This window comes from Polynucleobacter sp. es-GGE-1 (genome assembly GCF_018882005.1).
Taxonomy (GTDB): Bacteria; Pseudomonadota; Gammaproteobacteria; order Burkholderiales; family Burkholderiaceae; genus Polynucleobacter.
Map to the genome: position 1 here is coordinate 1 of NZ_JACVPE010000001.1, position 19,290 is coordinate 19,290.

Here is a 19,290-nt window from a genome sequence, read left to right on the forward strand (position 1 = left end):
CCTACCCGCTTAAGACCGCCAAACTTTAGAAACTCTTTAACCACCTTTAGCTTGAACTGCTTGCTGTACTTGCTCATAAAACAAAACCCCCTTGGTTGGACATAGCGTCCAACTTTTGGGGGTCAGTTCAGAGGGTGGCTTTAGTGTTTCTTAGCGGCTCCAAGCAGAATCGATCGAAGCCTTGAATGCTCTACCTTACTTAATTAGACCGCAGGCAATTCTGGGGCCTGAGTTACCCGCTGGCTGTGATTTGTAATCATCAGGGTCGCGATGAACAACAACTGATCTTCCCAATATTCCAGTAGGACCACTATTAACTGCAAACCCACTTAACTTTGCCGAATACACTGCATTGCCATTGGCGTCCGATTTAATATTTGGCATATCTCCAGCATGATTTGAGCCGCTTCCAGGCATACCATGTGACTTTGTGTCTGGATTAAAGTGTCCGCCTGCACTGGTTGCATCAGGAGCAGAGCAATCTCCTTTTTCATGAACATGAAATCCTTGCTCAGCATTTGGCTTTAATCCGGAAAAGTTCCCGGTTACCAAAACATCATGTCCTTGCCAAACAAAGTTAACCGTACCTTTTGTATTTGATCCAGAACGTGAATCCAGGGTGGCCGATGCTTTTTGGCCGGTTCCATGCTCCATGGATTGGCAAGCCACCAAAGACATAACAGCAAGCGCGCCCATTGTTAAAGAAATCCCTTTAATCATTACCTGTCTCCTTTTGTTTATATTGCTGCAAGCTAGATCTTGCCTGATTCTCACAAAAATACCATTAAATCAAAAAAGACCTCTTTCAAAGTAGTCTTATTAATTCATTTATTTAAGGGTGGACGGTATCAAACTCTGTCCTCAGGGCTTGGGACTGGGATAAATCGCATGGGAAAGATGTTCTCCGTTTTTATTCACCTTCACCAAAACCATATCACCCACCCCAACTACTTTGCCAGTGAAGGCCTGAATATTGACATGGTGTGTTACCAGAATGAGTGGCGCCTTAGATTGCCTAGACAGCTCGCTTTTAATGAGCTCCTCCAATTCTTTGGTTTGCTTCTTTTCTAGGCTCATATTGTCAAAAAATGAGCCGAGTGATGGTTCAATTTTTATTGGACCTTTATTAAGAAGGGTTGCTGTATCCAAACATCTGCACCATGGACTGCTAAACACGTCTGCCTTTTGAATACCTTGGCTAGCTAACCACACCCCTATTGCCTTAGCTTGTCTTTTACCGTAATCATCTAAGTTACGCTGAGTGGAACACTGGCCAATGACATACCCAGTAGGATCTCCATAGCCAGGAGCATCGGCGTGCCTCATTAACAGCACATGCTGACCATCCTGCAAATCATTTGCCAGAGCAGCCATTACTTGCTGAGCAATACAAAGACTGCTCAGTAAAATAATGCATGTAGTAATGGTTCGATTAATACGATTCATAAAAATTTTGTCATTTTGCAAGTCAGCCATACCATCCTAATCGATGACCATCAATCCTGCCAGACCAAAAGATAATGCCCCGCATAAAGCGGGGCATTATTGAGTTCTTGGTAACCCGGATCGGAATCAGCGAGAGCCAAGGATCTCTAATCCAGCTTAACCACTCTTTAGAGCTTTTTCTAGACAGGCAGATAAATGCTCATAATGCTTAATCGCTTTTGTCGTAGGAATCACAAATTTTTTGCGCCCATCAGTCTTATCTTCATTGAGCTTTACATAACCCATGGCGACTAAATTCTTAATACGTCCGTGGAGCGTCGCTTGTGAGCCTAGCTCACTTAAGGAAATTAAATCGCCCACCAAAAGCTCCTTGCCTTGAGTGGCAGCCAAGGTAATCTTGTTCAGAAGTTGCTCTTCGGTTGCATCTAGTTTCTTGCCTGGATTCATATGATCAAGGCCATCTAAGCAATTTAAAAAACGAATATAGGCTGAAGGGTTAATAGCTATCATAATCTCAATTCTACCCCCCCCGAAGGGTAAACACCACTATGCTATGCACTAATTAAATTCATAATCATTTAATGTCTATTTTCAAGGCTTCTAGCCAATTTCTCTTCGAAATCATCCTTAGCGCCGCTCTGTATATGGCATTCTTTTATTTCAATCAAGCCATCACGGCACCACTTGAAGATGCCAGGGGGGTTAATTGGATTTTTCTCCCTGCAGGCATTCGTATTTTTATCACTCTAATATTAGATTACTCTGGCGCTATTGGCCTAGCCATTGCTTCACTCTTAATTAACTACATTGGTTTTTATGAATACGGTATAACTTCTACAGTTGGTATTGCGATTATTTGCGGAGTAGCGCCTCTACTAGGTAGGCACTTTGTCATTCGCAACCTCAAAGTTCAGCCCGATCTTAGTAACATTTCATTAGGACAGCTCTTGGTGATAATCGTTGCATATTCATTCCTGAGTTCAGGCCTACATCAACTTTGGTTTGTGATAATGGGTCTAGATTCTGGCAGTTGGAATCATTTCATTGCCATGTTCTGCGGAGATATTGCAGGCTCAATATTGTTTGTGGCCGTTATTAAATATGGGATTGACTTAGTTAAGGGAAGGCTAGGCAGAGATAACTTGATTGAGTAGCACCCTTTTAAAGAACGCTTCATGCTGGAGATAATCTAAGATTTCTGACTAAGTCTTATTTGGCAGGGGCCGAAGTTGGCTTACCTTTTTCCAAGATCACGGTTGCCAATAATTTGGTGATTCCTTTAGCCGTATTCTTTGCAGCATGCACTTTACCGCCTTCAATAATAAAACCATCGCCTTCTTTCAAAGAGGCCATCGGTTTTCCTTCAACCATTAAATCTACAGAACCCTCTAATATATAGCCCACTAATTCGCCAGGATGGGTATGAGGAACTTCAGCGGCGCCAGCTGGAAACTCAACAATCTGCAAAGTGGCCTCTCTTCCGGTGCTACCCACATCCGATTTTTGAAGTACCGTACGTTTTGGTCGCAACTCGTCAGTCTGCGTCTGCGCGAACGCAAAGTGGGCCATAAAAAAACTGATCGACAAACCCAGCCCAAGCCATTTTGCTAGTTTCATTTTCGGTCCCTATTAAATTGATGTAAATATCGTATCGTAAACCGATTCTATGTGAGGATATATGAGACTACTAGGCCCTAGAATAGCTAATCTTTGGGGGCGTATTGCATCTCACCATTACCAAATGACCAGTTTTCTTTATTCACCTCAATCAAATTGATGACAATGTCTTGAGGTCTAACTTTAAGTCTTTCAACCAAGCCTTCACATATGGCTTTGTAGAACTTTTTTTTCAGCTCAGTAGTTCTACCCTCATTTAAAGTCACCTGAATAAAAATAATGTCTTCAGAATACTCAATGCCTAGATAACTTTTAGGTGCGATTAGCTCTTGACTTTCGTGCTTAGTAATAACTTGAAACTTATCATCTTTAGGCACATTAATATGCGCCGTCATCACTTGATAAACAATTTCGCCTACTTGTTGGGCAAAACCTTCTGGATGTTTTTTACTTAAATCGATTCTGACAAATGGCATCTAAATATCTCCTTGATTTTTATTTCTTGAGCCGCTCATTACTTGGAAAAAGATTCTTTCTGGACTCTTCATCAACTTCTGTCTTGAAAGTAAATTTAGTCTTAATAGCTTCAACAGCCTGAGCGCTTGGCTTGGCGTTAATTTCATCTAACAATCGCTTCACACTAGGCAACTTTTCCCAAGCACCTTCGCCCAATACAAAAGGAATTACCCTAGCCCAGCCCCAAACAGACATATCCACAATACTGTATTCACTGAGCATATAAGGCTGTTTAGATAGGCGCTCTTCAATTAATAACCAGTGACGCCATGCTTCAAAGTCATAGCGATTGACCGCATATTCTTTTGGCTCTGGAGCAAAGTGTTTGAAGTGAACAGCTTGCCCACAATACGGTCCAATGCCGGTAGCAACAAACATAAGCCATGAATACAGCTCAGCATGTGCTTGTGGGGTATTTGCTGGCATGAACTTGCCGATCTTTTCGCCTAAGTACAGCATGATGGCATTGCTATCAAACACCTTAATATCGCCATCAACTAAAGCAGGCGTCTTTCCATTGGGATTGATTGCTCTAAACTCTGGTTTGTGTTGATCGCCCTTGCGGGTATCGGTCACAATAATTTCGTAAGGCGTATTGGTCTCTTCTAAATACAGAGCTACTTTCGCTGGATTGGGTGATGGGTGATAGTAGAGCTTAAGCATTTTTTATTCCTAGAAGTCAGTCTCTTTTAATAATACCCACAAATGAAAAACCACCCGAAGGTGGTCTTTGTGTTTCTTGGTGGCTTGAGGTGGAATCGATCGGGGCTGAGGATATCTAATCTAGTAAAAGCCTATAGGGCGTCATCTTGGATTTCACAAAACCTTTCTTTTGATAAAAAGACTGGGCTTTAGTATTTTCAATATCAGTTAATAGAGTAATTCGCTTACAGCACTCTTTTTTGGCTTCGCTAATCGCATAGTCGATTAATTGAGAACCAATGCTCTCGCCTCTGGATGTAGATTGAACAACCATATCTTCAAGAATTCCTACTTTGGAGCCTAGAGCAGTTGATTCTGTAAACAGTAGGTTAATCATTCCTAATATTTTTTCATCATCTGTAGCAACCAAAACAATGCCAATCTTTGGATCCAGAATGATTTTACTAAGGGCTTTTCTTTGAGCTTCTGAATTAGGCTCGAACTCTGCCTCTTGCTCAAACAGGGTCTTTAACAACTCAACGAGTTCGGGAACATCAGAGTGGATAGCCTTAGTTAATTTCATTGGTCAATTTTAATGGGCTTGTGATCCTAACTAACGGAACCTCATCCGCCAGACCAAATAAAAATAGCTCAACAAGTGGGCTATTCAGTTTCTTGGTGGCTCGGGGCCGAATCGACCAAGACCTCAGGAGATTCTCATACTACATCTAGACTACTTCCAGCTAAGGTTCAATTTCTTATGCGAAGCGGCGCAATCTCTCAAATAAAGATTAATGAGGCTTTGGTAAGGAATGCCCACCTCTTCTGATACAGATTTGAAGTAGCTCACTGAATCCTCATCCAATCTAATAGTTATGGGCTTCTTGAGCATGGAAGCATATGGATTTTTACGGGCTTTTGAGAAATCATATTCTTTACGCATCTTCATCACCTTTAATAAGCTTTTGACTCTTTAGGGGTTGCCTTACGAGGCCCCAATTCAAATCTTAGTGAAGTCATATGTACAAGAACAAATAATAATTTAATGTAGCAAGTCCCCCCGACCAAAAGAAAATGCCCCGCACGAAGCAGGGCATTATTTAAATCTTGGTAGCCCGGGGCGGAATCGACCAGGGCTGAGGATGTTTGATCCTACTTAATAAGTGAGCCTAGCAACATACGCGTAAAGTGGAATTCCCAAGATGATATTGAAGGGGAAGGTAATGCCCAATGACATCCCCATATATAAAGCAGGATTTACTTCGGGAAGTGCATGCCTTAATACAGCTGGAACAGCAATATAAGAGGCGCTCGCGGCAAGCACCATTAACAAAACGGTATCGCCCAGTGGCAAGCCCAGCAATTTACATAGCCCCAATGCGATAGAGGCGTGAACCAAAGGCGCTCCAATTGCGTAAAACAAAGTAATGGGCGGCTTGTCTTTTAACCCCTCAAAGTTCTTAGCAGCCATCAAGCCCATATCAAGCAGGAAGAAGGCGAGCATTCCTTTGAATAAATCGATTGAAAATGGCGCCATTATTTTTTGACCAGCATCACCACTCACCAAACCAACGATCATCGAACCCAACAAAAGAAGCTGTGCGCCATCTGTAAACGATTCGTGAAGAATCTTGGACATACCTACAGACTGCTTTGAGTTTATAGCTGATGCCCTCGCTTTGTTTGCCAATAAGATTGCCAGAATAATTGCTGGGGATTCCATCAAAGCCATGGCGGCGGCCATATGTCCACCAAAGGCAATGCCATATTGATCAAGCGCTTGGGTTGCAGTAATAAAAGTAACCGCGCTCACCGAACCATAAGTAGCAGCAATAGCGGCAGCATCGTAGTTATTGAGCTTAGTTCTGAGAACTAAATAGCCCATCAACGGAATGATGATTGCTAGAAATATTGCTAAGCCAAGGGCCAAGCCAATCTCAAGCGTAAAGCCTGATTTATGAAGTGCAAAACCGCCCTTTAAACCTAAAGCCATTAAAAGATATAACGATAAAAATCTAGCAATGGGCTGAGGAATTTCTAGATTGGATTTCACAGCACCAGCAAAAGCACCAAAGACAAAGAAGAGAATTGCTGGGTCTAAAAAATCACTCATATCAACATATTAGGTAATTTTGGAACTTCTTGTATTAGCCCCATATAGTCTGAGGACTAAATGAAAAAACCACCCAAAGGTGGTTTTGGTGTTTCTTGGTGGCCAGGGGCGGAATCGACCAGGGCCCAGGACGCCTCACTCTGCCTTAGACTAATGCCTACTTTATTCATAGTGAGTCCACATTCTTAAGATTCGAACCGTCTTCTCCTTGCGCAAAATTTCATAAACTAAGCGATGTTGAATATTAATTCTGCGTGAGTAAGCCCCTTTTAAAACACCAACTAACTTCTCATAAGGCGGCGGATTTTGGAGAGGGTCTACTTCTAAAATATCCAGTAAAGCCTGGGCTTTATCTTTAAGGCCTGCGGCAGATAGTTTTTTAGCATCCTTAATGGCATATTTGGAATAAGTTAAATTCCAAGTTACCACTTCAATGCCCTTTTACTTTTAGTAATAGGCTCAGCCATAGCGTCTTTAATTGACTCACGCATTCCAGGAATCGCCAATAGATAAAGCGTCTCCTGAATAGCGCTCCAATCTTCTTCAGAAACTAAAACAGCATTTGCTCGCTTACCAGAAATGACTACTGGCTTGTGTGACTCTGCCGCTTGATCAATTAAACGGTAGAGACCTGCGCGAGCTTCACTTGCGGTTAATGTGGTCATGATTTCACTCCTTTTCATTATAGTACGCAAAAGCGTACGCTTTGTCAAGTGACCATCTCATCCACTCGACCAAAAGAAAATGCCCCGCACGGAGCAGGGCATTATTTGAGTTTGGTGGCCCGGGGCGGAATCAACCAGGGCTGAGGATGTCTAGTCCTAGAATCTCCAGCCCAAAGAGATGCCGTAAGCATTGATATTGACCTTATCGCTAGAGCCATCACTCCAGTAAACAGTCTTGTAGTTTTGTTGAGACACCTCAACCCTTGTAAATAGGTTTTTGGTCAACAAATACTCGGCGCCGATGCCGTAACTAGGCCCATTAATCCATTGATAGTAGCCAGGAGATGAATACTTAGACCAGGAGTAGCCAAGCTTGACATAGGCCATTAATTTTTCTGTAAATGCGTAACCCACTTTTCCGCCAGCTTCAATTGGATGCTGGGCATCTGGATCTGTGCCAGAAGTATCTGTGGTGCCTAAATCGTATGAACCATATGCTCCAATCAACCATTGATCATTGATTGCCCTATAAGCATCAGCGGTAATGCTAGGAACGCCGCTTCTACTGGTAGCTGAATCGCCCGGTGTAGATTTGTCTGTAATGGAATTTAATGAGTAATCAATTGACAAACCAAAACCTTCAAAGTTTTGTGATTGAGCAAAGGCCGCTGGACTTAATAGCATCCATAGCAAGATTGCCACCTTTTTCATTGCTTCCCTTTATTTTAGTATTTGCTAGATTCTATCAACGGGGAAATGAAAAAACCACCCGAAGGTGGTTTTGGTGTTTCTTGGTGGCCCGGGGCGGAATCGACCAGGGCCTAGGATGTTTAATTCCGTCTCTAGACTGTTGCTTTAAAAGACAATTTACTCTTGCTCAATGTTAACAAATTTGTTAACATACACGGATGAGCTATTCCATCTTTTATTACAGCGAGCAGGTTCAAGAAGACATTATGAATCTTCCCGACACGCTTCAAGCTCGCTATATTGGATTGACCACTCGAATGATTGAGCATGGGCCGAATTTAGGCTTGCCTCATACGGATTCATTTGGAGGCGGCTTATTTGAATTAAGACTGAAAGGGGCTGAAGGTATCGCCCGAGTTTTCTTTTGTACGATGGTGGAGAAAGAAATAATGATGCTCCATAGCTTTATTAAGAAGACTCAAAAGACGCCTGAGAAAGAATTAAAGATTGCGAAAGCACGTATGAAGGAGTGGAAAAAATGACAACACAGAAGAAAACAAAAATGCTTACCCATAAACAAATGATAAGCAAAATGCTTAAAAAGCCCGCTGTAAAAGCCGCAGTCAAAGAACTTGATCGCACTGAATTTGCTATTCTTGATGAGATTCTTACGGCAAGGAAAGAGGCTGGATTAACGCAAGCTCAAGTGGCAAAAAAGATGGGAACGCAAACCCCAGCTATTGCTAGATTAGAAAGCTCTCTGGCTACCGGCAAACATTCCCCAAGCCTAACTACCCTAAGAAAGTACGCGGCGGCCTTGGGCAAGAGAGTTGAGCTTCATTTAGTCTGAGGACGTCTATATCCACTGTAATCATTTCACCCATAATTCATAATGGCTATGTTTGAAATAAAATTGATTGATCAGTTTTACTTTCTGGGATAACTAATCAGATATGGCATTTAGCATTGAACAGCTAGGGGATATTGACTATTTGGTCGGGCAGTGGTGTCTGCTTCTGGCTCCACTTGAAATCAAAAAAGATCTTGATTACGATTACGAAATCGATGGCCAGGCTGTAAGTGTTTTTGAAGTTCGCCCTTTGTGGCGTGGAAAACCAGGAGAGTTAACTCGACGACCGTTTGTAAAATTTCGGTATATACAGTCTGAGGCTCTGTGGCATATTTATTGGATGCGAGCCAGCGGAAAATGGCAAGCCTATGAGCCAAATCCAATCTCAAAAGATCTCAATGCGGCACTACAAGTTATTGATACCGATCAATATGGCTGCTTCTTTGGATAACAAGCTTAGGTTAGTCACCCTAGTTGCATGGCCTTGACTATTAGCTACTCTAGAATAAAAAACAAGATTTATAGTGTCGATGCTAACTTTCAAATGAAAAAAGAGAGCCAGAAGCTCTCTTTTTGAATCTTGGTGGCCCGGGGCTGAATCGAACTACCAACACAAGGATTTTCAAATATCCTCCGATAGACCGCTTTTGCTTTGATTTCAAGGGCTTGAGTCACCAGTCTCGACTTGTCAAAAAATTATGCGTCCTTGTGTCGGTCAAATTTGGCAATGAAATCAGAATCTTGCGAGGGGCAATTTTTCTGTGCGTATAGATTGTGTTGCCATCACTGCACCAGTCAATCACCATAGTGTCTACTAATGTCGTTTTAAACGACATAGAATCCCAATCTCTCCAATTGAGATTCATTCTCAATTATATGCTAAGATGAGAACGATTCTCATTAAGCATGTTTGGCATTTAAGATGTTTTTCTCATTTAGCACCAACCACACAGCCTTTTTCAGCCTAGTTAGCTCCCTTTGCTTGGTTGGGCTATCTTTGCCTGTCTATGCCGAGTCCCCCGTAAGCGATACCCCAATCGTTTTAGCTGAGTCACCCGTCAGTAGCGCTCCCACCATCGACAGTCCAGTCGCTCTCGAAAGTGCATCAGAGCAATGGAGTGTTCATGGGCAAGCAACCTACATCAATCAATTTAAAAATAACTTCAATTCTCCCTATTACGGATCTAAGAGTCTTTTAAATAAATCTGATGGCGATATCTCTAAAAGCTATACCTTCTCGGCCACAGCATTTTTAGGAACGAGGCTATGGGAGGGTGCTGAAGCCTATATCAACCCTGAGATGTTTGAAGGCATTCCCTTTTCTGGTCTCAGCGGATTGGGTGGGTTTAGTAATGGTGAGCTACAAAAAGGAACGGCAATTCCACCAATCTATTACATGGCAAGAATGTTTTTACGCCAGACCTTTGGCTTTGGTGGCGGACAAGAGCATATCGAAGGTGTTGCTAATCAGTTAGCAGGTAATGTAGATAAACGTCGCCTTGTAGTGTCATACGGAACATTCTCGGCATTAGATTTCTTTGATGCCAATGCCTATAGCCATGATCCTCGCACACAGTTTTTAAACTGGTCGCTCATGGCCAGCGGTGCTTATGACTATGCCGCCAACTCTCGTGGCTACACCTATGGCTTTGTAGGCGAGTATTACCATGATGAAGAATGGGTGATGCGCCTAGCTCGATTGGCTATGCCCAAGTCACCAAATTCATTAGCCCTAGACTATGACCTCACACAGCAGTACGGCAATACAGCCGAGATAACTCACCTTCATACGATTAATGGACAAGCTGGTAAGGCTCGAGTTCTAGTCTTTCAAAATCGCGGAATCATGTCTACCTATAACAATGCGATGAATTTTGGCCAACAGAGCAATACCACTCCAGACATCTTAAGCACACGATATGGGTATCAAACTAAATGGGGCTACGCATTAAATGGCGAGCAAGCAATTACAGAAAATATTGGCGCCTTTGGAAGGTGGAGTTGGAATAATGGCCAAACTGAAACGCAAGCATTTACAGATATCAGCAATTCATTATCTGGCGGCCTATCCATTAAAGGTGCTGGCTGGGGAAGACCACAAGACACTATTGGAATTGGTGCGGCACTCAATGGAATCTCATCACAACAAATTAGCTACCTACAAAAAGGTGGTGTAACGATGTTCATTGGCGATGGCAGACTCAACTATAAGAAAGAACAAATCTTTGAAACTTTCTACAGCTGGAATGTTTATAAGAGTCTGTCGCTATCTGCCGACTATCAGCGTATCGCAAATCCTGGATACAACGCAGATCGTGGGCCAGTCAATTTCTATGGATTAAGAGCCCATATTGAAATGTAATCGCATTGATCCTTTATAGTGCCGACATGTCTCTTTTGCGATATTCACTTAAGCCCCTCAAGTTAGCGCCTTATTTGCTTTGCTTGAGTAGCATTGTATTTGCGGCACCTTTTGAGATTAAGGTTCACGACGAGCTCATTGCAGAATATCAAGAATCTGCTTTTGAAGTAGAAACAAACTTATTTCAAGCTCCGGCGTCCCAAGGCCTAAAGTCAAATGTCTTTCAAACTAGGCTTGAGTATGGCTATGGTATTACTGAAAAAAGTGAGATTGGTGCCAACATCTACTTGAGCAACTACAACGGCGTGAGCTATGTTAACGGTGGCAAGATAAGTCATATGTATATTCCAACTCATGATGAGGAGGGCTTATGGCACTACGGGGTGAAGAATGAGATTAATTACATCAAAGATGTAGGCGGGACAGAAACTACCTTTTATGAATTAACTCCTATCTTGGCACTTCAACTTCAAGACTGGAGATTTACCATCAACCCAAGCGTTGATGTGACATTAAATAAAAATAGCTCAGCTACATTTTCGCCGTCAGCTAAAGTGGCTTATGAGCTAACGCATGCCGTTGATGTTGGTATGGAGTACTACGGAGATAACCTGCCTAATAAAAGTTTATACAACATCTCTCAACAGCCCCATACTGCCTATCTGGTCATGGATGCCAAGCATGGCAAGTCATCGTTTAACTTTGGTATTGGTAAAGGTGTCACGGCTAATAGTGACAATTGGGTGATTAAACTCATAGCCTCACTGAGCTTTAATTAGTGATGTCGTTTTAAACGACATTACCGATACAGGGATGAAAATTCGATTTGTCCTTTAAAAGGACAGTTCATGATGGGGATATCTGAGACTAAGGGGTCCAACCCAAAAGAAAATAGCCCAACAAGTGGGCTATAGAGATTCTTGGTGGCCCGGGGCGGAATCGAACCACCGACACAAGGATTTTCAAATATCCTCCGATAGACCGCTTTCGCTAGGATTTCAAGTGGTTACGCCCCCAGAGACAAATCGTGCGCAAAAAAACCTGAGCGTAATCAAAAAGTTACGATAGCGTGTTGAAACTGTGCGCAAACAGTAAAGCCAAAATGCGTCAGTCATCCACCATAGTTACTCGCAATGTCGTTTTAAACGACAAAAACATAACCGTCATTTGAAAAATGGATTAAGTGAAAATCTTAAAAGGGCGTCCTTCTAGCTTCGAAATCAATGTTTAAAAAAATATTTGAACTTATACTTATAAAAATTTAAACGGATTAGAGATCATGAAAATTTTAGCTCATCTTGCTTTTGCCCTATTTGCTATTAGCTCTTCTAATGCATTTGCTCAATACCAATTAGTTGAAAAAGATGGTGATAGAAGCGCTCTTTATTTCAATACAAAACTAGATAATGTTCAAGGAGTTATCTACACATCTTTGCTTGAGAACTATGCCTCACCGCAAAAAATAAGGCCTTCAGATCTTCCAATCAAAGATAAAAGCGATCTTTATTCTTCTGAGTCAGTAGTCATGAGATTACGCTGTACCGATAAATTTGTTTCTGTGGTGGATGGTCAGAAGTTTCTAAATCAGAATATGCAAGGCGGCATAGTTTCGTATGAGAAACCTCTATCTGAAAAAGAGGTCAAATGGGTATCGCTTGAAAAAAAATACTTTGATCAAGAACCCTACAAATCTATGCTGAAGGTTTGTAAATGATTTCTTATTTATGGGAACGTAATTTTAAAAACTTAAACTTGATTTTTAATCTATGTTTTGCCTTCCTATTGGTCTCTGTGGCAAACGCACAGTCACCACTTCAGCCCGGCTATAAAGTCTTCAGTTATCCCGCCTATCCAGCGCTTGGTTTCAAGCCCAATAACTGCCAAGAAAGAATTAATCCTAATTTTAAACAGTTTGGGATTCAATGTCTTTGCGATACTTATGGTGGCGATGCTGAGCATGAGGGGTATGCTGATCCACCGTATCCACAGAAATCTAACGAAGCTGGTGTTAGCAGAAGATGTTTGGATCCATCGAAGTGGGTTGAAAAAAAGCGTCAAGAAGAGATAGCTAAGCAAGAGAAGGAAGCAAAGGCAGCTAAAGAACAACAAGCCAAGCAAAATGAATTGAATCGGGAAAAAACAGCTCGTATCGAGCATCTAAAAAGGGTTTGTAAAGGTCGCCCAAAGGCAACAGTACAGGCGCTAGAAGGACTAAGTCGTGATCTTCAGGTCAACCCAAGAACGATAGAGATTGTTCGAACTGAGATTGTTGGCTCCTATGTTATGGGATCGGCTTGTTTTGTTACCCTCTACACCCCAAAGGGAAGCATTGATTATCTAGCATGGGAATTTGATAGTAACGGGACTATTACTATGTTTTTTCCGGCAAATGGGTTTATGTAGCACTCTTATAAAATATATAAATTGATAATGTCTTGTTTAAAATTCAGATTCATATCGCCAAGCAACTACTACCGTAAAGAACTATCTCTTTTGCTCGCATTGAGTATCCATTATTCCAGGATTAGCGCGAGAAGGATTTGCATATTTATAAACTTTGTATAGCACTTTTGTATTTGTATTAAGCTCTACAATTACGTTCATTGTGGTGCCGTCTCCCCAATCATATTGGGAGTAACTAAAACTGATGCTACCTTTTCCTTTTATTTTATAGTTACCCAGAGAATTTAGATTATCTGCATTTCCCACAAATACAAACCCATCTACAAAAGTAAGTAGGCCGATGTAGGGGCAGTCAAATTGCATGCCTTGAGTTTTTGCTTTTGCTTTTACTTGCGCCTCAAAAGTCTGAGCATCCCGATTTCTTTTATACGAAGACTCAAGATCTTGACTAAAAACATTTGTTACTGAAAGCGCAATTACCAAATATGTGAATTGAAGAATGCACTTCATAAATCAAGCTCCTAAATTATTGAATCTTTAAAAATTTTATGGACGTTATTAATATCATAATATATTTTTTATGGAAATAAAATGCTATTCTAATTCCATCATTTTCTTCAACATTTATGATTATTAATTTAGCATCTGATTGAATATATCTACCTTTCAGGGCTATCAATGAGCGTCGATTTAATCGACACTTACAATCATGCGGTGCTTAGCCGTCTGACAGCATCCATTTAAACTATGTCTGTCTAGTAAATCAAAACCCTTAATTAAATAGCCAATAGATCACTCAGGAAACCACGGTTTTGATTCGTTATCGCGGTTTTGAAGTTCATAGTCTTTTCTAACCAGATCCAGCTTTTTGTTTAACTCAGGATCACCCCCGCCAATGGGGCTAATAATATTCCTCGTTAATGGCTGTAGGGACCTGGGCAACTTCACATTATCCCTATCAAATGTCTTTTTGACGGTCTGAGCAAAGTCATGTTGATGTTTGTGCTGTTGGTGTTTTATTTGCGTTGGCGTTTTTGGTATTGGTTTTGCTTTAGGCAACGGTTTAGGTGGAGGTGCCATTGGCGCTCGTTTTAGTGCTCGAGGCTTTATTTTTGTGGTAATTGGTTTTGCTATAGACTTAGGTACAGGCCTTGGTGATTGAGGTAATTCATTAGCCAGCTGATTAAATGTATTATTAAATATCAGCCTGGCTAGTTTCATCTTCTCATCAGCAGTGATGATTTCATCAAGTTTCATTGTTATCTACTTTTCATATATTTAGCGAGAAGTATTCAAACCCTCAAAGTTAATCATGTCGCATTCGGCTCTCGGCCATGTGGCTCGCCTCTGCGAAGTGGGCTTCAGCACCCAACTCATTTCTAATCCCGCCAGCAGGCGAGAAATTTCATTGACGCCGTTACACCAAAAACGCCCTAGCTAGGGCTGGTGTAGACGTCTTGTGCTTCGCTAGATCGTCGGAGCTAGCTCGCCCCGACTATAGGGTGCCAAGCATGGCACCCCTAGTTTTATCGTCTAAAGCCAGCACGTACTGCGCCACTGGCTGCTTCAATCTGGGCATCTAATTCCCCAGCTTCTACGGCGACCTTAATAATCTCTAATGCTTTAATTAGCTCGTCTGCTGAATTCACTTCAACAGCAGTTTTGCCCTTAGCAAATTCAATGATCTTGGCACCATAGCGAACGTTTAAGCAAACCTTGCCATCCGCGGCAATGAACCACCACTGACGAATACGCTTTTCATGTTCAATGTTTTTACGTGCGCCATCGCTGTCCTTAACTGTCTTAAATTTCTTAACAGTAAAAGTTCCGCCATCTTTATTGGCTTTAGCTAGCTGGAGCTGTTCCCATACTTTGTTTGCTAATTTATTACGGCGGTGCAGTACTGGTGGAATACTTGTTGGTTTTTTTGAATTAACCATTTTCAAACTGTTTAATGTGCTCATCTTTTTCTCCTATAAGTTAATGGGCACACTTAATTTATTGTCAGAAGTTTTGATTGGACAACCTCTTTTTGCCAAAAGCCACAGAGATCTAATAAATTTCAGCCAGATCTAGTCTTCTTTTATTAGATTTCGCTAAATAACTTTATAAATTACTACTGAAACAAGAGCAGTGACACTCAGTCGTTATGTCACCCTAAAGCTGGACTTAGAGTCGCAGTCATGGAAATTCTGGGCAGTAGCAGAGACTTAGTATCACTATCCTTTACAGGACGCCATTAGAGTTGCTTACTAATTGATACAAGAAATATTTCAGCTCAAAGATTAAAAGATCACGAGCAAGCCCTGCTTACACAGCAACTTGCGAACACGACATCGGTAGCCACTTAATGCTTATGTCATTGTTGCGTTTTACAGCCGCACTTAAAAGGAGATAGCGAAACCGCCCTTACCAATTTGGTTGTGCCCTAAGTGGAGTAGTAAAGAACTCGGAGAAAGTCCTTTCCTATTACTGAGCCTGTTGCTTAAGGCTCAGTGTAGGTTGAATCTGGAGAAAGCCAATACAAACAATTTAAGAAGAAAGAAATGTGATGAGCGAAAAGCGAAATCACAAGCGAGTGTTAGCTCGCTTACTACTAAGGGGGTATAGGTAGAAAATCACCACCCGAAAAGTTTCAGCTATCCATTAATTTTTCGTAGCGTAGAAATTTAATAGCTGTAAACCCATTCAGCATAAATCCGTCGTATAAGCGGTGATTAGGAGCTATCGCTTACTTGGGTGGCTGAGTCCAAAATCAAATAGCTTGTAGGGCTTATAAATACTTCATGAAATATCGTTGCGAAAATGCCACGAAAACATAATCTAATGTGTAAAAGATTATGAAATTAGCTAAGTCTTTGAATTGTGGAAGGTTCTTTCTTAGCCATTTTCGGTTGCTCTCACCAAACATAAGAAAACATACTGTAGCTCTGTATTTAATATATTTTGAGGAGAACGTATGTCACAAGCAAGAGTTTTAAATCCACAAGAACTACGCCGAGTTTTAGACCATGTTGCTACACGTAGGCACAGCGCTCGTAATCGCGCTATGTTGCTACTTACGCACTACGCGGGTATGCGAGTAGGTGAAGTTGCCGCCCTACGCATAAACGACGTTTTAAACAGCGACAACACAATTAAGGATGAAGTGCGCTTAATGCCCGAGCAAACCAAAGGAAAGCATGCCCGTACTGTTTACCTAAATGAACGTATGCGTAAGGAGATAAGCCAGTACTTGCGTGTACTTCGCATTAGGGATGCCAGCAAGCCTTTGTTCTATACCCAAAAACAAGCTGGGTTCTCTGCTAATTCATTAGCTCAGTACTTCTTCTATCTATATCGTGCTTGTTCACTAGATGGCGCAAGTAGCCATAGTGGCAGAAGAAGCTTTCTAACTGGACTAGCGAATAAGGGAACTGCTATACATATTCTCAAATCCCTCGCGGGGCATAGGAACATCAGCACTACCGCCAGTTATCTTTACTCAAGCCCAACCCAATTAAAAGCCGCAGTGGAATTGGTTTAGTCGTTTTAAACGACTTTTGTTGATACAGGGAACTTACCCTGTGCGACATTTTCAATCATCTTCTCGGCACTTCTTACATAACGTAATACAGAAGCCGCCATTGTGTTTTTTCTATCGTAATTTTCATTTGGAGTTAATTTTGGTGAAGTCATAGCCTTTGGCACAAGAGTTAGATTCTCACCAATCTTCCAATATGGCACTTTAGGTATTTGTCCTTTGTGCTTTAAATATTCGTCATACACCGCCAATGTGGTTTCAAGATTCCTAATGGTGTAATTCTTAGCAAGCGGATACTTAGCCGAACTTTCCGCGAATGTTTTGTACTGACGCCCTCTTTTAATTGTGTGCCTCTTGTTTAGCAAAGCATTAAATCGACTTTGTAAATATCTTTTGCTAGATGTCAGCGGTAACGCAATAACAAGTACCTTGTCGTCTGTCCATGACTCATTCCATTGAGATTTATCTGCTAACTCCATTAGTACCATATCACCCCCTTCTGACACATGCTTTTCAGAAAACAGTTCGACTCCTTTTTCCTTCCACCATTTCTTGAAGTTTTCTTCTCGCACATCTCCAAAATCTTTATACAGTTTGGCGAGCTTTCCCTTGCCGCCTTTTTCACAGCACTTTAAGTAGTCCTCATTACGACGCAAATATACCCACCACCAGTAGTAAGGGCTTCTAGTTTGTAGTGATATTTTTGCGGGCTTGTTCTTTGTTCCGAAGTTTGGCGCATCAGCGAGAAATCTTACTTTCATTTTCTTAACTTTTAAATAACTAGATGTCTTTTAGTGTATCAGAAAAAGTGTCATACGGCCTTAGTATCTAACTTATGGCAAGCGGTTAAATTTCTTAACAAGCAACCATAAATTGAAAGGTAATAAATCATGCAAACAACTAACGAAGTAACCGTAGCAAAGAAAGAAAGCATCATCATTAAGGCAACCGTAGCCCCAACCACAGAATCAGTAATTAAACGTGCTGATGCGCTGGTTAAGGAACGCGAGCAGTATGAAACAGTAACGTTAGCTAGAAGTAATAAAGAGCTTTATGGGATCTTGGGTAAAGTGCACGGCCTATATCTTGAGGCTAGCAAAGACATAGATTGCTTAAAGCAAACCTTAAGCCAAATGAAGGCGGCATTAGCTGTACGCAGCATTAAGGTACAAGTTAATTCTCCTGCGATTACTGTATTTGTTCGCTATGTTTTTAACAGTGACCGTAAGCGTGCCTACAACTACACCCGTACGTTAATGGCGGCCATCAAAGCAAACGTCAAACCAGATGCATTGGCAGACTTTGTTGAGGGCAAAGGCGGAGTTGAAGAGTGCAAGAAAGACTTTAGCAAGAGTCTAGAAACTATTGCTAAAGAGCAAGCCTTAGCCAGTGCAATTGATGCTATCAAAGCTGAACTGGAGACAATGGATCCGACAGAAGAAGTACAAATGCCTGATTCAAGCGTCCATTTAAGCGACGATTGCAACTATGCGTTTGTCATTGCACGTATTGGCTCTGGTAAGAAGCTTGAGCTACTGCGTACAGTTCCCACTACGACTAAAGCACTTGAAAGCTCTGCAATTAAAGAGCTTGCTAAGGCTTTACTTGAAGATGAGAACAGTGCCGAGGAAGATAGCAAAGTAGACAAAAAGGACATGGCATCAAGCAAAGCCTTATCTACGATGACCTTAAAGCAAGTTAATGCTGTTATCGCCTAATTAGGAGTAACGCTATGTTTACGAGTAATTACGGTCGTTTTTTAAATAGTGAGCTTAAGTACTCCCCTAAGTATTTGGGTGACATCATTTTTCCTAATGACTATGTGAAAAAGGTTGTTACTGCATACGCAAGTGGAGAGGTCACACGTCCGTTAATTCTTTGCGGCAGAAATGGGACTGGCAAGTCATTGCTTGCAAGACTCATTCCTCAAGCAATAGAACAAATGGATCGAGTGGTTGTGACTTACATTAAGTCTTACGCACTTAATAGTGACAACGAAGTCGATAGATTGTTAACGAAGAATAAGCAATTTGATCTTTTGTTCACAACCAATGGGCAGCGGTATAACTATTACATCGTTGAAGAAATGAATGCCCTCATAAAAGGGCGCAATGCATTTCGGGTTGCACTAGACAAGTTTCAAGGCACTGACTTAACAATTATCACAACAAATGAGGTTGCCAGAATTGATAAAGGCATCAGAAGTCGTTGTGAAATCTTGGAAGTGCCAGCTTGCAAGCCAGAAGTTTTCTTTACTCACGCAAAGAGAATCATGGCCAAAGAAGGTGCAAATATAGATGATGATGCATTACTTGAAGCTCTTGAAGCTACGTATGAGCAAAGTCCTGATAACCGATCTTATTACCAACTACTAGATCGGCTATTTAGAGAATGTTACTTACGACAACAAGAGACCAAAGAAGTAATCATGATGTAACTAAAAGACCCACAAGGCCAGTGGGT

At 41.5% G+C, this 19,290-nt stretch carries 27 protein-coding genes; 11 read left to right on the forward strand and 16 right to left on the reverse strand.

Features of this window, described 5'->3' with window-relative positions; genetic code table 11:
* Nucleotides 1–195: 195 nt before the first annotated feature.
* The 3 genes from ICN35_RS00005 to ICN35_RS00015 all read right to left on the reverse strand — a co-directional run bounded on the left by ICN35_RS00005 (nt 196) and on the right by ICN35_RS00015 (nt 1,956).
* Nucleotides 196–720 carry a superoxide dismutase family protein gene (locus ICN35_RS00005; RefSeq protein ID WP_251372063.1) on the reverse strand — a complete coding sequence of 175 codons (525 nt, stop codon included), beginning with the start codon at nt 718–720 and terminating at the stop codon, nt 196–198.
* A gap of 141 nt (nt 721–861) precedes the next feature.
* Nucleotides 862–1,476, reverse strand: a complete 615-nt coding sequence (locus tag ICN35_RS00010) for a histidine phosphatase family protein (protein ID WP_251372064.1) — start codon at nt 1,474–1,476, stop codon at nt 862–864.
* 126 nt (nt 1,477–1,602) lie between these two features.
* A complete protein-coding gene (locus tag ICN35_RS00015) occupies nt 1,603–1,956 on the reverse strand; it encodes a winged helix DNA-binding protein (protein ID WP_216123323.1) in 354 nt (117 codons plus the stop codon).
* Between the two features lie 71 nt (nt 1,957–2,027).
* Here ICN35_RS00015 and ICN35_RS00020 point away from each other — a divergent pair, with 71 nt between their 5' ends.
* Complete coding sequence (locus ICN35_RS00020) at nt 2,028–2,600, forward strand: hypothetical protein (protein WP_255535626.1); 573 nt, start codon at nt 2,028–2,030, stop codon at nt 2,598–2,600.
* A gap of 55 nt (nt 2,601–2,655) precedes the next feature.
* On the opposite strand, the gene ICN35_RS00025 is transcribed toward ICN35_RS00020, so the two are convergent.
* From ICN35_RS00025 to ICN35_RS00065, 9 genes are all read right to left on the reverse strand, one after another.
* Complete coding sequence (locus ICN35_RS00025) at nt 2,656–3,063, reverse strand: cupin domain-containing protein (protein WP_216123325.1); 408 nt, start codon at nt 3,061–3,063, stop codon at nt 2,656–2,658.
* A gap of 86 nt (nt 3,064–3,149) precedes the next feature.
* Nucleotides 3,150–3,539 carry a tautomerase family protein gene (locus ICN35_RS00030; protein ID WP_215319311.1) on the reverse strand — a complete coding sequence of 130 codons (390 nt, stop codon included), beginning with the start codon at nt 3,537–3,539 and terminating at the stop codon, nt 3,150–3,152.
* 19 nt (nt 3,540–3,558) lie between these two features.
* Nucleotides 3,559–4,242 carry a glutathione S-transferase family protein gene (locus ICN35_RS00035; RefSeq protein WP_216123328.1) on the reverse strand — a complete coding sequence of 228 codons (684 nt, stop codon included), beginning with the start codon at nt 4,240–4,242 and terminating at the stop codon, nt 3,559–3,561.
* A 115-nt stretch (nt 4,243–4,357) separates the two neighbouring features.
* Nucleotides 4,358–4,804: a GNAT family N-acetyltransferase gene (locus ICN35_RS00040; RefSeq protein WP_216123330.1), complete on the reverse strand. Its 447-nt coding sequence runs from the start codon at nt 4,802–4,804 to the stop codon at nt 4,358–4,360.
* Nucleotides 4,805–4,954: 150 nt separating this feature from the next.
* Nucleotides 4,955–5,170, reverse strand: a complete 216-nt coding sequence (locus ICN35_RS00045) for a BrnA antitoxin family protein (RefSeq protein ID WP_228385080.1) — start codon at nt 5,168–5,170, stop codon at nt 4,955–4,957.
* A gap of 207 nt (nt 5,171–5,377) precedes the next feature.
* Nucleotides 5,378–6,334, reverse strand: coding sequence for a sodium-dependent bicarbonate transport family permease (locus ICN35_RS00050; protein ID WP_216123332.1), 957 nt, complete (start codon nt 6,332–6,334; stop codon nt 5,378–5,380).
* Between the two features lie 162 nt (nt 6,335–6,496).
* Nucleotides 6,497–6,763: a Txe/YoeB family addiction module toxin gene (locus ICN35_RS00055; protein WP_216123333.1), complete on the reverse strand. Its 267-nt coding sequence runs from the start codon at nt 6,761–6,763 to the stop codon at nt 6,497–6,499.
* Entirely contained in the window at nt 6,757–6,999 is a 243-nt protein-coding gene (locus tag ICN35_RS00060; RefSeq protein WP_216123334.1) for a type II toxin-antitoxin system Phd/YefM family antitoxin, read from the reverse strand. The genes ICN35_RS00055 and ICN35_RS00060 overlap by 7 nt, the downstream gene beginning before the upstream one ends.
* A gap of 156 nt (nt 7,000–7,155) precedes the next feature.
* Complete coding sequence (locus ICN35_RS00065; protein WP_216123335.1) at nt 7,156–7,710, reverse strand: outer membrane protein; 555 nt, start codon at nt 7,708–7,710, stop codon at nt 7,156–7,158.
* Nucleotides 7,711–7,907: 197 nt separating this feature from the next.
* Between ICN35_RS00065 and ICN35_RS00070 the strand changes: the two genes are divergently transcribed.
* The 7 genes from ICN35_RS00070 to ICN35_RS00100 all read left to right on the forward strand — a co-directional run bounded on the left by ICN35_RS00070 (nt 7,908) and on the right by ICN35_RS00100 (nt 13,304).
* Nucleotides 7,908–8,231, forward strand: a complete 324-nt coding sequence (locus ICN35_RS00070) for a type II toxin-antitoxin system RelE/ParE family toxin (protein ID WP_216123336.1) — start codon at nt 7,908–7,910, stop codon at nt 8,229–8,231.
* The gene (locus tag ICN35_RS00075) at nt 8,228–8,539 is read left to right on the forward strand and encodes a helix-turn-helix domain-containing protein (RefSeq protein WP_370623372.1); all 312 of its coding nucleotides are present in this window, start codon (nt 8,228–8,230) and stop codon (nt 8,537–8,539) included. Before ICN35_RS00070 ends, ICN35_RS00075 begins: the two co-directional genes overlap by 4 nt.
* A 103-nt stretch (nt 8,540–8,642) precedes the next feature.
* Complete coding sequence (locus tag ICN35_RS00080) at nt 8,643–8,990, forward strand: DUF3024 domain-containing protein (RefSeq protein WP_216123337.1); 348 nt, start codon at nt 8,643–8,645, stop codon at nt 8,988–8,990.
* A gap of 546 nt (nt 8,991–9,536) precedes the next feature.
* Nucleotides 9,537–10,901, forward strand: coding sequence for a carbohydrate porin (locus ICN35_RS00085; protein ID WP_255535631.1), 1,365 nt, complete (start codon nt 9,537–9,539; stop codon nt 10,899–10,901).
* An 83-nt stretch (nt 10,902–10,984) separates the two neighbouring features.
* Nucleotides 10,985–11,680 carry a hypothetical protein gene (locus ICN35_RS00090; protein WP_216123344.1) on the forward strand — a complete coding sequence of 232 codons (696 nt, stop codon included), beginning with the start codon at nt 10,985–10,987 and terminating at the stop codon, nt 11,678–11,680.
* Between the two features lie 500 nt (nt 11,681–12,180).
* Complete coding sequence (locus ICN35_RS00095) at nt 12,181–12,615, forward strand: hypothetical protein (RefSeq protein ID WP_216123345.1); 435 nt, start codon at nt 12,181–12,183, stop codon at nt 12,613–12,615.
* Nucleotides 12,612–13,304, forward strand: a complete 693-nt coding sequence (locus ICN35_RS00100; RefSeq protein WP_216123347.1) for a hypothetical protein — start codon at nt 12,612–12,614, stop codon at nt 13,302–13,304. Before ICN35_RS00095 ends, ICN35_RS00100 begins: the two co-directional genes overlap by 4 nt.
* Before the next feature lie 81 nt (nt 13,305–13,385).
* On the opposite strand, the gene ICN35_RS00105 is transcribed toward ICN35_RS00100, so the two are convergent.
* The 3 genes from ICN35_RS00105 to ICN35_RS00115 all read right to left on the reverse strand — a co-directional run bounded on the left by ICN35_RS00105 (nt 13,386) and on the right by ICN35_RS00115 (nt 15,268).
* Nucleotides 13,386–13,814: a hypothetical protein gene (locus tag ICN35_RS00105; RefSeq protein ID WP_216123349.1), complete on the reverse strand. Its 429-nt coding sequence runs from the start codon at nt 13,812–13,814 to the stop codon at nt 13,386–13,388.
* 282 nt (nt 13,815–14,096) lie between these two features.
* On the reverse strand, nt 14,097–14,561 hold the full coding sequence (locus ICN35_RS00110; RefSeq protein ID WP_216123351.1) for a hypothetical protein: 465 nt from the start codon (nt 14,559–14,561) through the stop codon (nt 14,097–14,099).
* Nucleotides 14,562–14,830: 269 nt separating this feature from the next.
* Entirely contained in the window at nt 14,831–15,268 is a 438-nt protein-coding gene (locus ICN35_RS00115; protein WP_216123353.1) for a DUF6641 family protein, read from the reverse strand.
* A gap of 995 nt (nt 15,269–16,263) precedes the next feature.
* Between ICN35_RS00115 and ICN35_RS00120 the strand changes: the two genes are divergently transcribed.
* Nucleotides 16,264–16,830: a site-specific integrase gene (locus ICN35_RS00120; RefSeq protein WP_216123355.1), complete on the forward strand. Its 567-nt coding sequence runs from the start codon at nt 16,264–16,266 to the stop codon at nt 16,828–16,830.
* Nucleotides 16,831–16,835: 5 nt separating this feature from the next.
* Here the strand turns inward: ICN35_RS00120 and ICN35_RS00125 are convergent, their stop codons facing one another.
* Nucleotides 16,836–17,588, reverse strand: coding sequence for a hypothetical protein (locus ICN35_RS00125; RefSeq protein WP_216123357.1), 753 nt, complete (start codon nt 17,586–17,588; stop codon nt 16,836–16,838).
* A gap of 129 nt (nt 17,589–17,717) precedes the next feature.
* Here ICN35_RS00125 and ICN35_RS00130 point away from each other — a divergent pair, with 129 nt between their 5' ends.
* Nucleotides 17,718–18,545 (forward strand): hypothetical protein, encoded by an 828-nt coding sequence (locus ICN35_RS00130; RefSeq protein WP_216123358.1) that lies wholly within the window; start codon nt 17,718–17,720, stop codon nt 18,543–18,545.
* A 14-nt stretch (nt 18,546–18,559) separates the two neighbouring features.
* The gene (locus tag ICN35_RS00135) at nt 18,560–19,264 is read left to right on the forward strand and encodes an AAA family ATPase (protein WP_216123359.1); all 705 of its coding nucleotides are present in this window, start codon (nt 18,560–18,562) and stop codon (nt 19,262–19,264) included.
* The last annotated feature ends 26 nt before the right edge of the window (nt 19,265–19,290 follow it).

What these genes read in the sequence shown, in the direction of transcription:
- ICN35_RS00125 (WP_216123357.1), bottom strand. Translation starts at nt 17,588, where the DNA reads ATGAAAGTAAGATTTCTCGCTGATGCGCCAAACTTCGGAACAAAGAAC.
- ICN35_RS00025 (WP_216123325.1), bottom strand. Translation starts at nt 3,063, where the DNA reads ATGAAACTAGCAAAATGGCTTGGGCTGGGTTTGTCGATCAGTTTTTTT.
- ICN35_RS00010 (WP_251372064.1), bottom strand. Translation starts at nt 1,476, where the DNA reads ATGGCTGACTTGCAAAATGACAAAATTTTTATGAATCGTATTAATCGA.
- ICN35_RS00110 (WP_216123351.1), bottom strand. Translation starts at nt 14,561, where the DNA reads ATGAAACTTGATGAAATCATCACTGCTGATGAGAAGATGAAACTAGCC.
- ICN35_RS00115 (WP_216123353.1), bottom strand. Translation starts at nt 15,268, where the DNA reads ATGAGCACATTAAACAGTTTGAAAATGGTTAATTCAAAAAAACCAACA.
- ICN35_RS00035 (WP_216123328.1), bottom strand. Translation starts at nt 4,242, where the DNA reads ATGCTTAAGCTCTACTATCACCCATCACCCAATCCAGCGAAAGTAGCT.
- ICN35_RS00030 (WP_215319311.1), bottom strand. Translation starts at nt 3,539, where the DNA reads ATGCCATTTGTCAGAATCGATTTAAGTAAAAAACATCCAGAAGGTTTT.
- ICN35_RS00040 (WP_216123330.1), bottom strand. Translation starts at nt 4,804, where the DNA reads ATGAAATTAACTAAGGCTATCCACTCTGATGTTCCCGAACTCGTTGAG.
- ICN35_RS00100 (WP_216123347.1), top strand. Translation starts at nt 12,612, where the DNA reads ATGATTTCTTATTTATGGGAACGTAATTTTAAAAACTTAAACTTGATT.
- ICN35_RS00020 (WP_255535626.1), top strand. Translation starts at nt 2,028, where the DNA reads ATGTCTATTTTCAAGGCTTCTAGCCAATTTCTCTTCGAAATCATCCTT.
- ICN35_RS00070 (WP_216123336.1), top strand. Translation starts at nt 7,908, where the DNA reads ATGAGCTATTCCATCTTTTATTACAGCGAGCAGGTTCAAGAAGACATT.
- ICN35_RS00075 (WP_370623372.1), top strand. Translation starts at nt 8,228, where the DNA reads ATGACAACACAGAAGAAAACAAAAATGCTTACCCATAAACAAATGATA.
- ICN35_RS00130 (WP_216123358.1), top strand. Translation starts at nt 17,718, where the DNA reads ATGCAAACAACTAACGAAGTAACCGTAGCAAAGAAAGAAAGCATCATC.
- ICN35_RS00095 (WP_216123345.1), top strand. Translation starts at nt 12,181, where the DNA reads ATGAAAATTTTAGCTCATCTTGCTTTTGCCCTATTTGCTATTAGCTCT.
- ICN35_RS00015 (WP_216123323.1), bottom strand. Translation starts at nt 1,956, where the DNA reads ATGATAGCTATTAACCCTTCAGCCTATATTCGTTTTTTAAATTGCTTA.
- ICN35_RS00045 (WP_228385080.1), bottom strand. Translation starts at nt 5,170, where the DNA reads ATGAAGATGCGTAAAGAATATGATTTCTCAAAAGCCCGTAAAAATCCA.
- ICN35_RS00005 (WP_251372063.1), bottom strand. Translation starts at nt 720, where the DNA reads ATGATTAAAGGGATTTCTTTAACAATGGGCGCGCTTGCTGTTATGTCT.
- ICN35_RS00135 (WP_216123359.1), top strand. Translation starts at nt 18,560, where the DNA reads ATGTTTACGAGTAATTACGGTCGTTTTTTAAATAGTGAGCTTAAGTAC.
- ICN35_RS00105 (WP_216123349.1), bottom strand. Translation starts at nt 13,814, where the DNA reads ATGAAGTGCATTCTTCAATTCACATATTTGGTAATTGCGCTTTCAGTA.
- ICN35_RS00120 (WP_216123355.1), top strand. Translation starts at nt 16,264, where the DNA reads ATGTCACAAGCAAGAGTTTTAAATCCACAAGAACTACGCCGAGTTTTA.
- ICN35_RS00060 (WP_216123334.1), bottom strand. Translation starts at nt 6,999, where the DNA reads ATGACCACATTAACCGCAAGTGAAGCTCGCGCAGGTCTCTACCGTTTA.
- ICN35_RS00080 (WP_216123337.1), top strand. Translation starts at nt 8,643, where the DNA reads ATGGCATTTAGCATTGAACAGCTAGGGGATATTGACTATTTGGTCGGG.
- ICN35_RS00050 (WP_216123332.1), bottom strand. Translation starts at nt 6,334, where the DNA reads ATGAGTGATTTTTTAGACCCAGCAATTCTCTTCTTTGTCTTTGGTGCT.
- ICN35_RS00065 (WP_216123335.1), bottom strand. Translation starts at nt 7,710, where the DNA reads ATGAAAAAGGTGGCAATCTTGCTATGGATGCTATTAAGTCCAGCGGCC.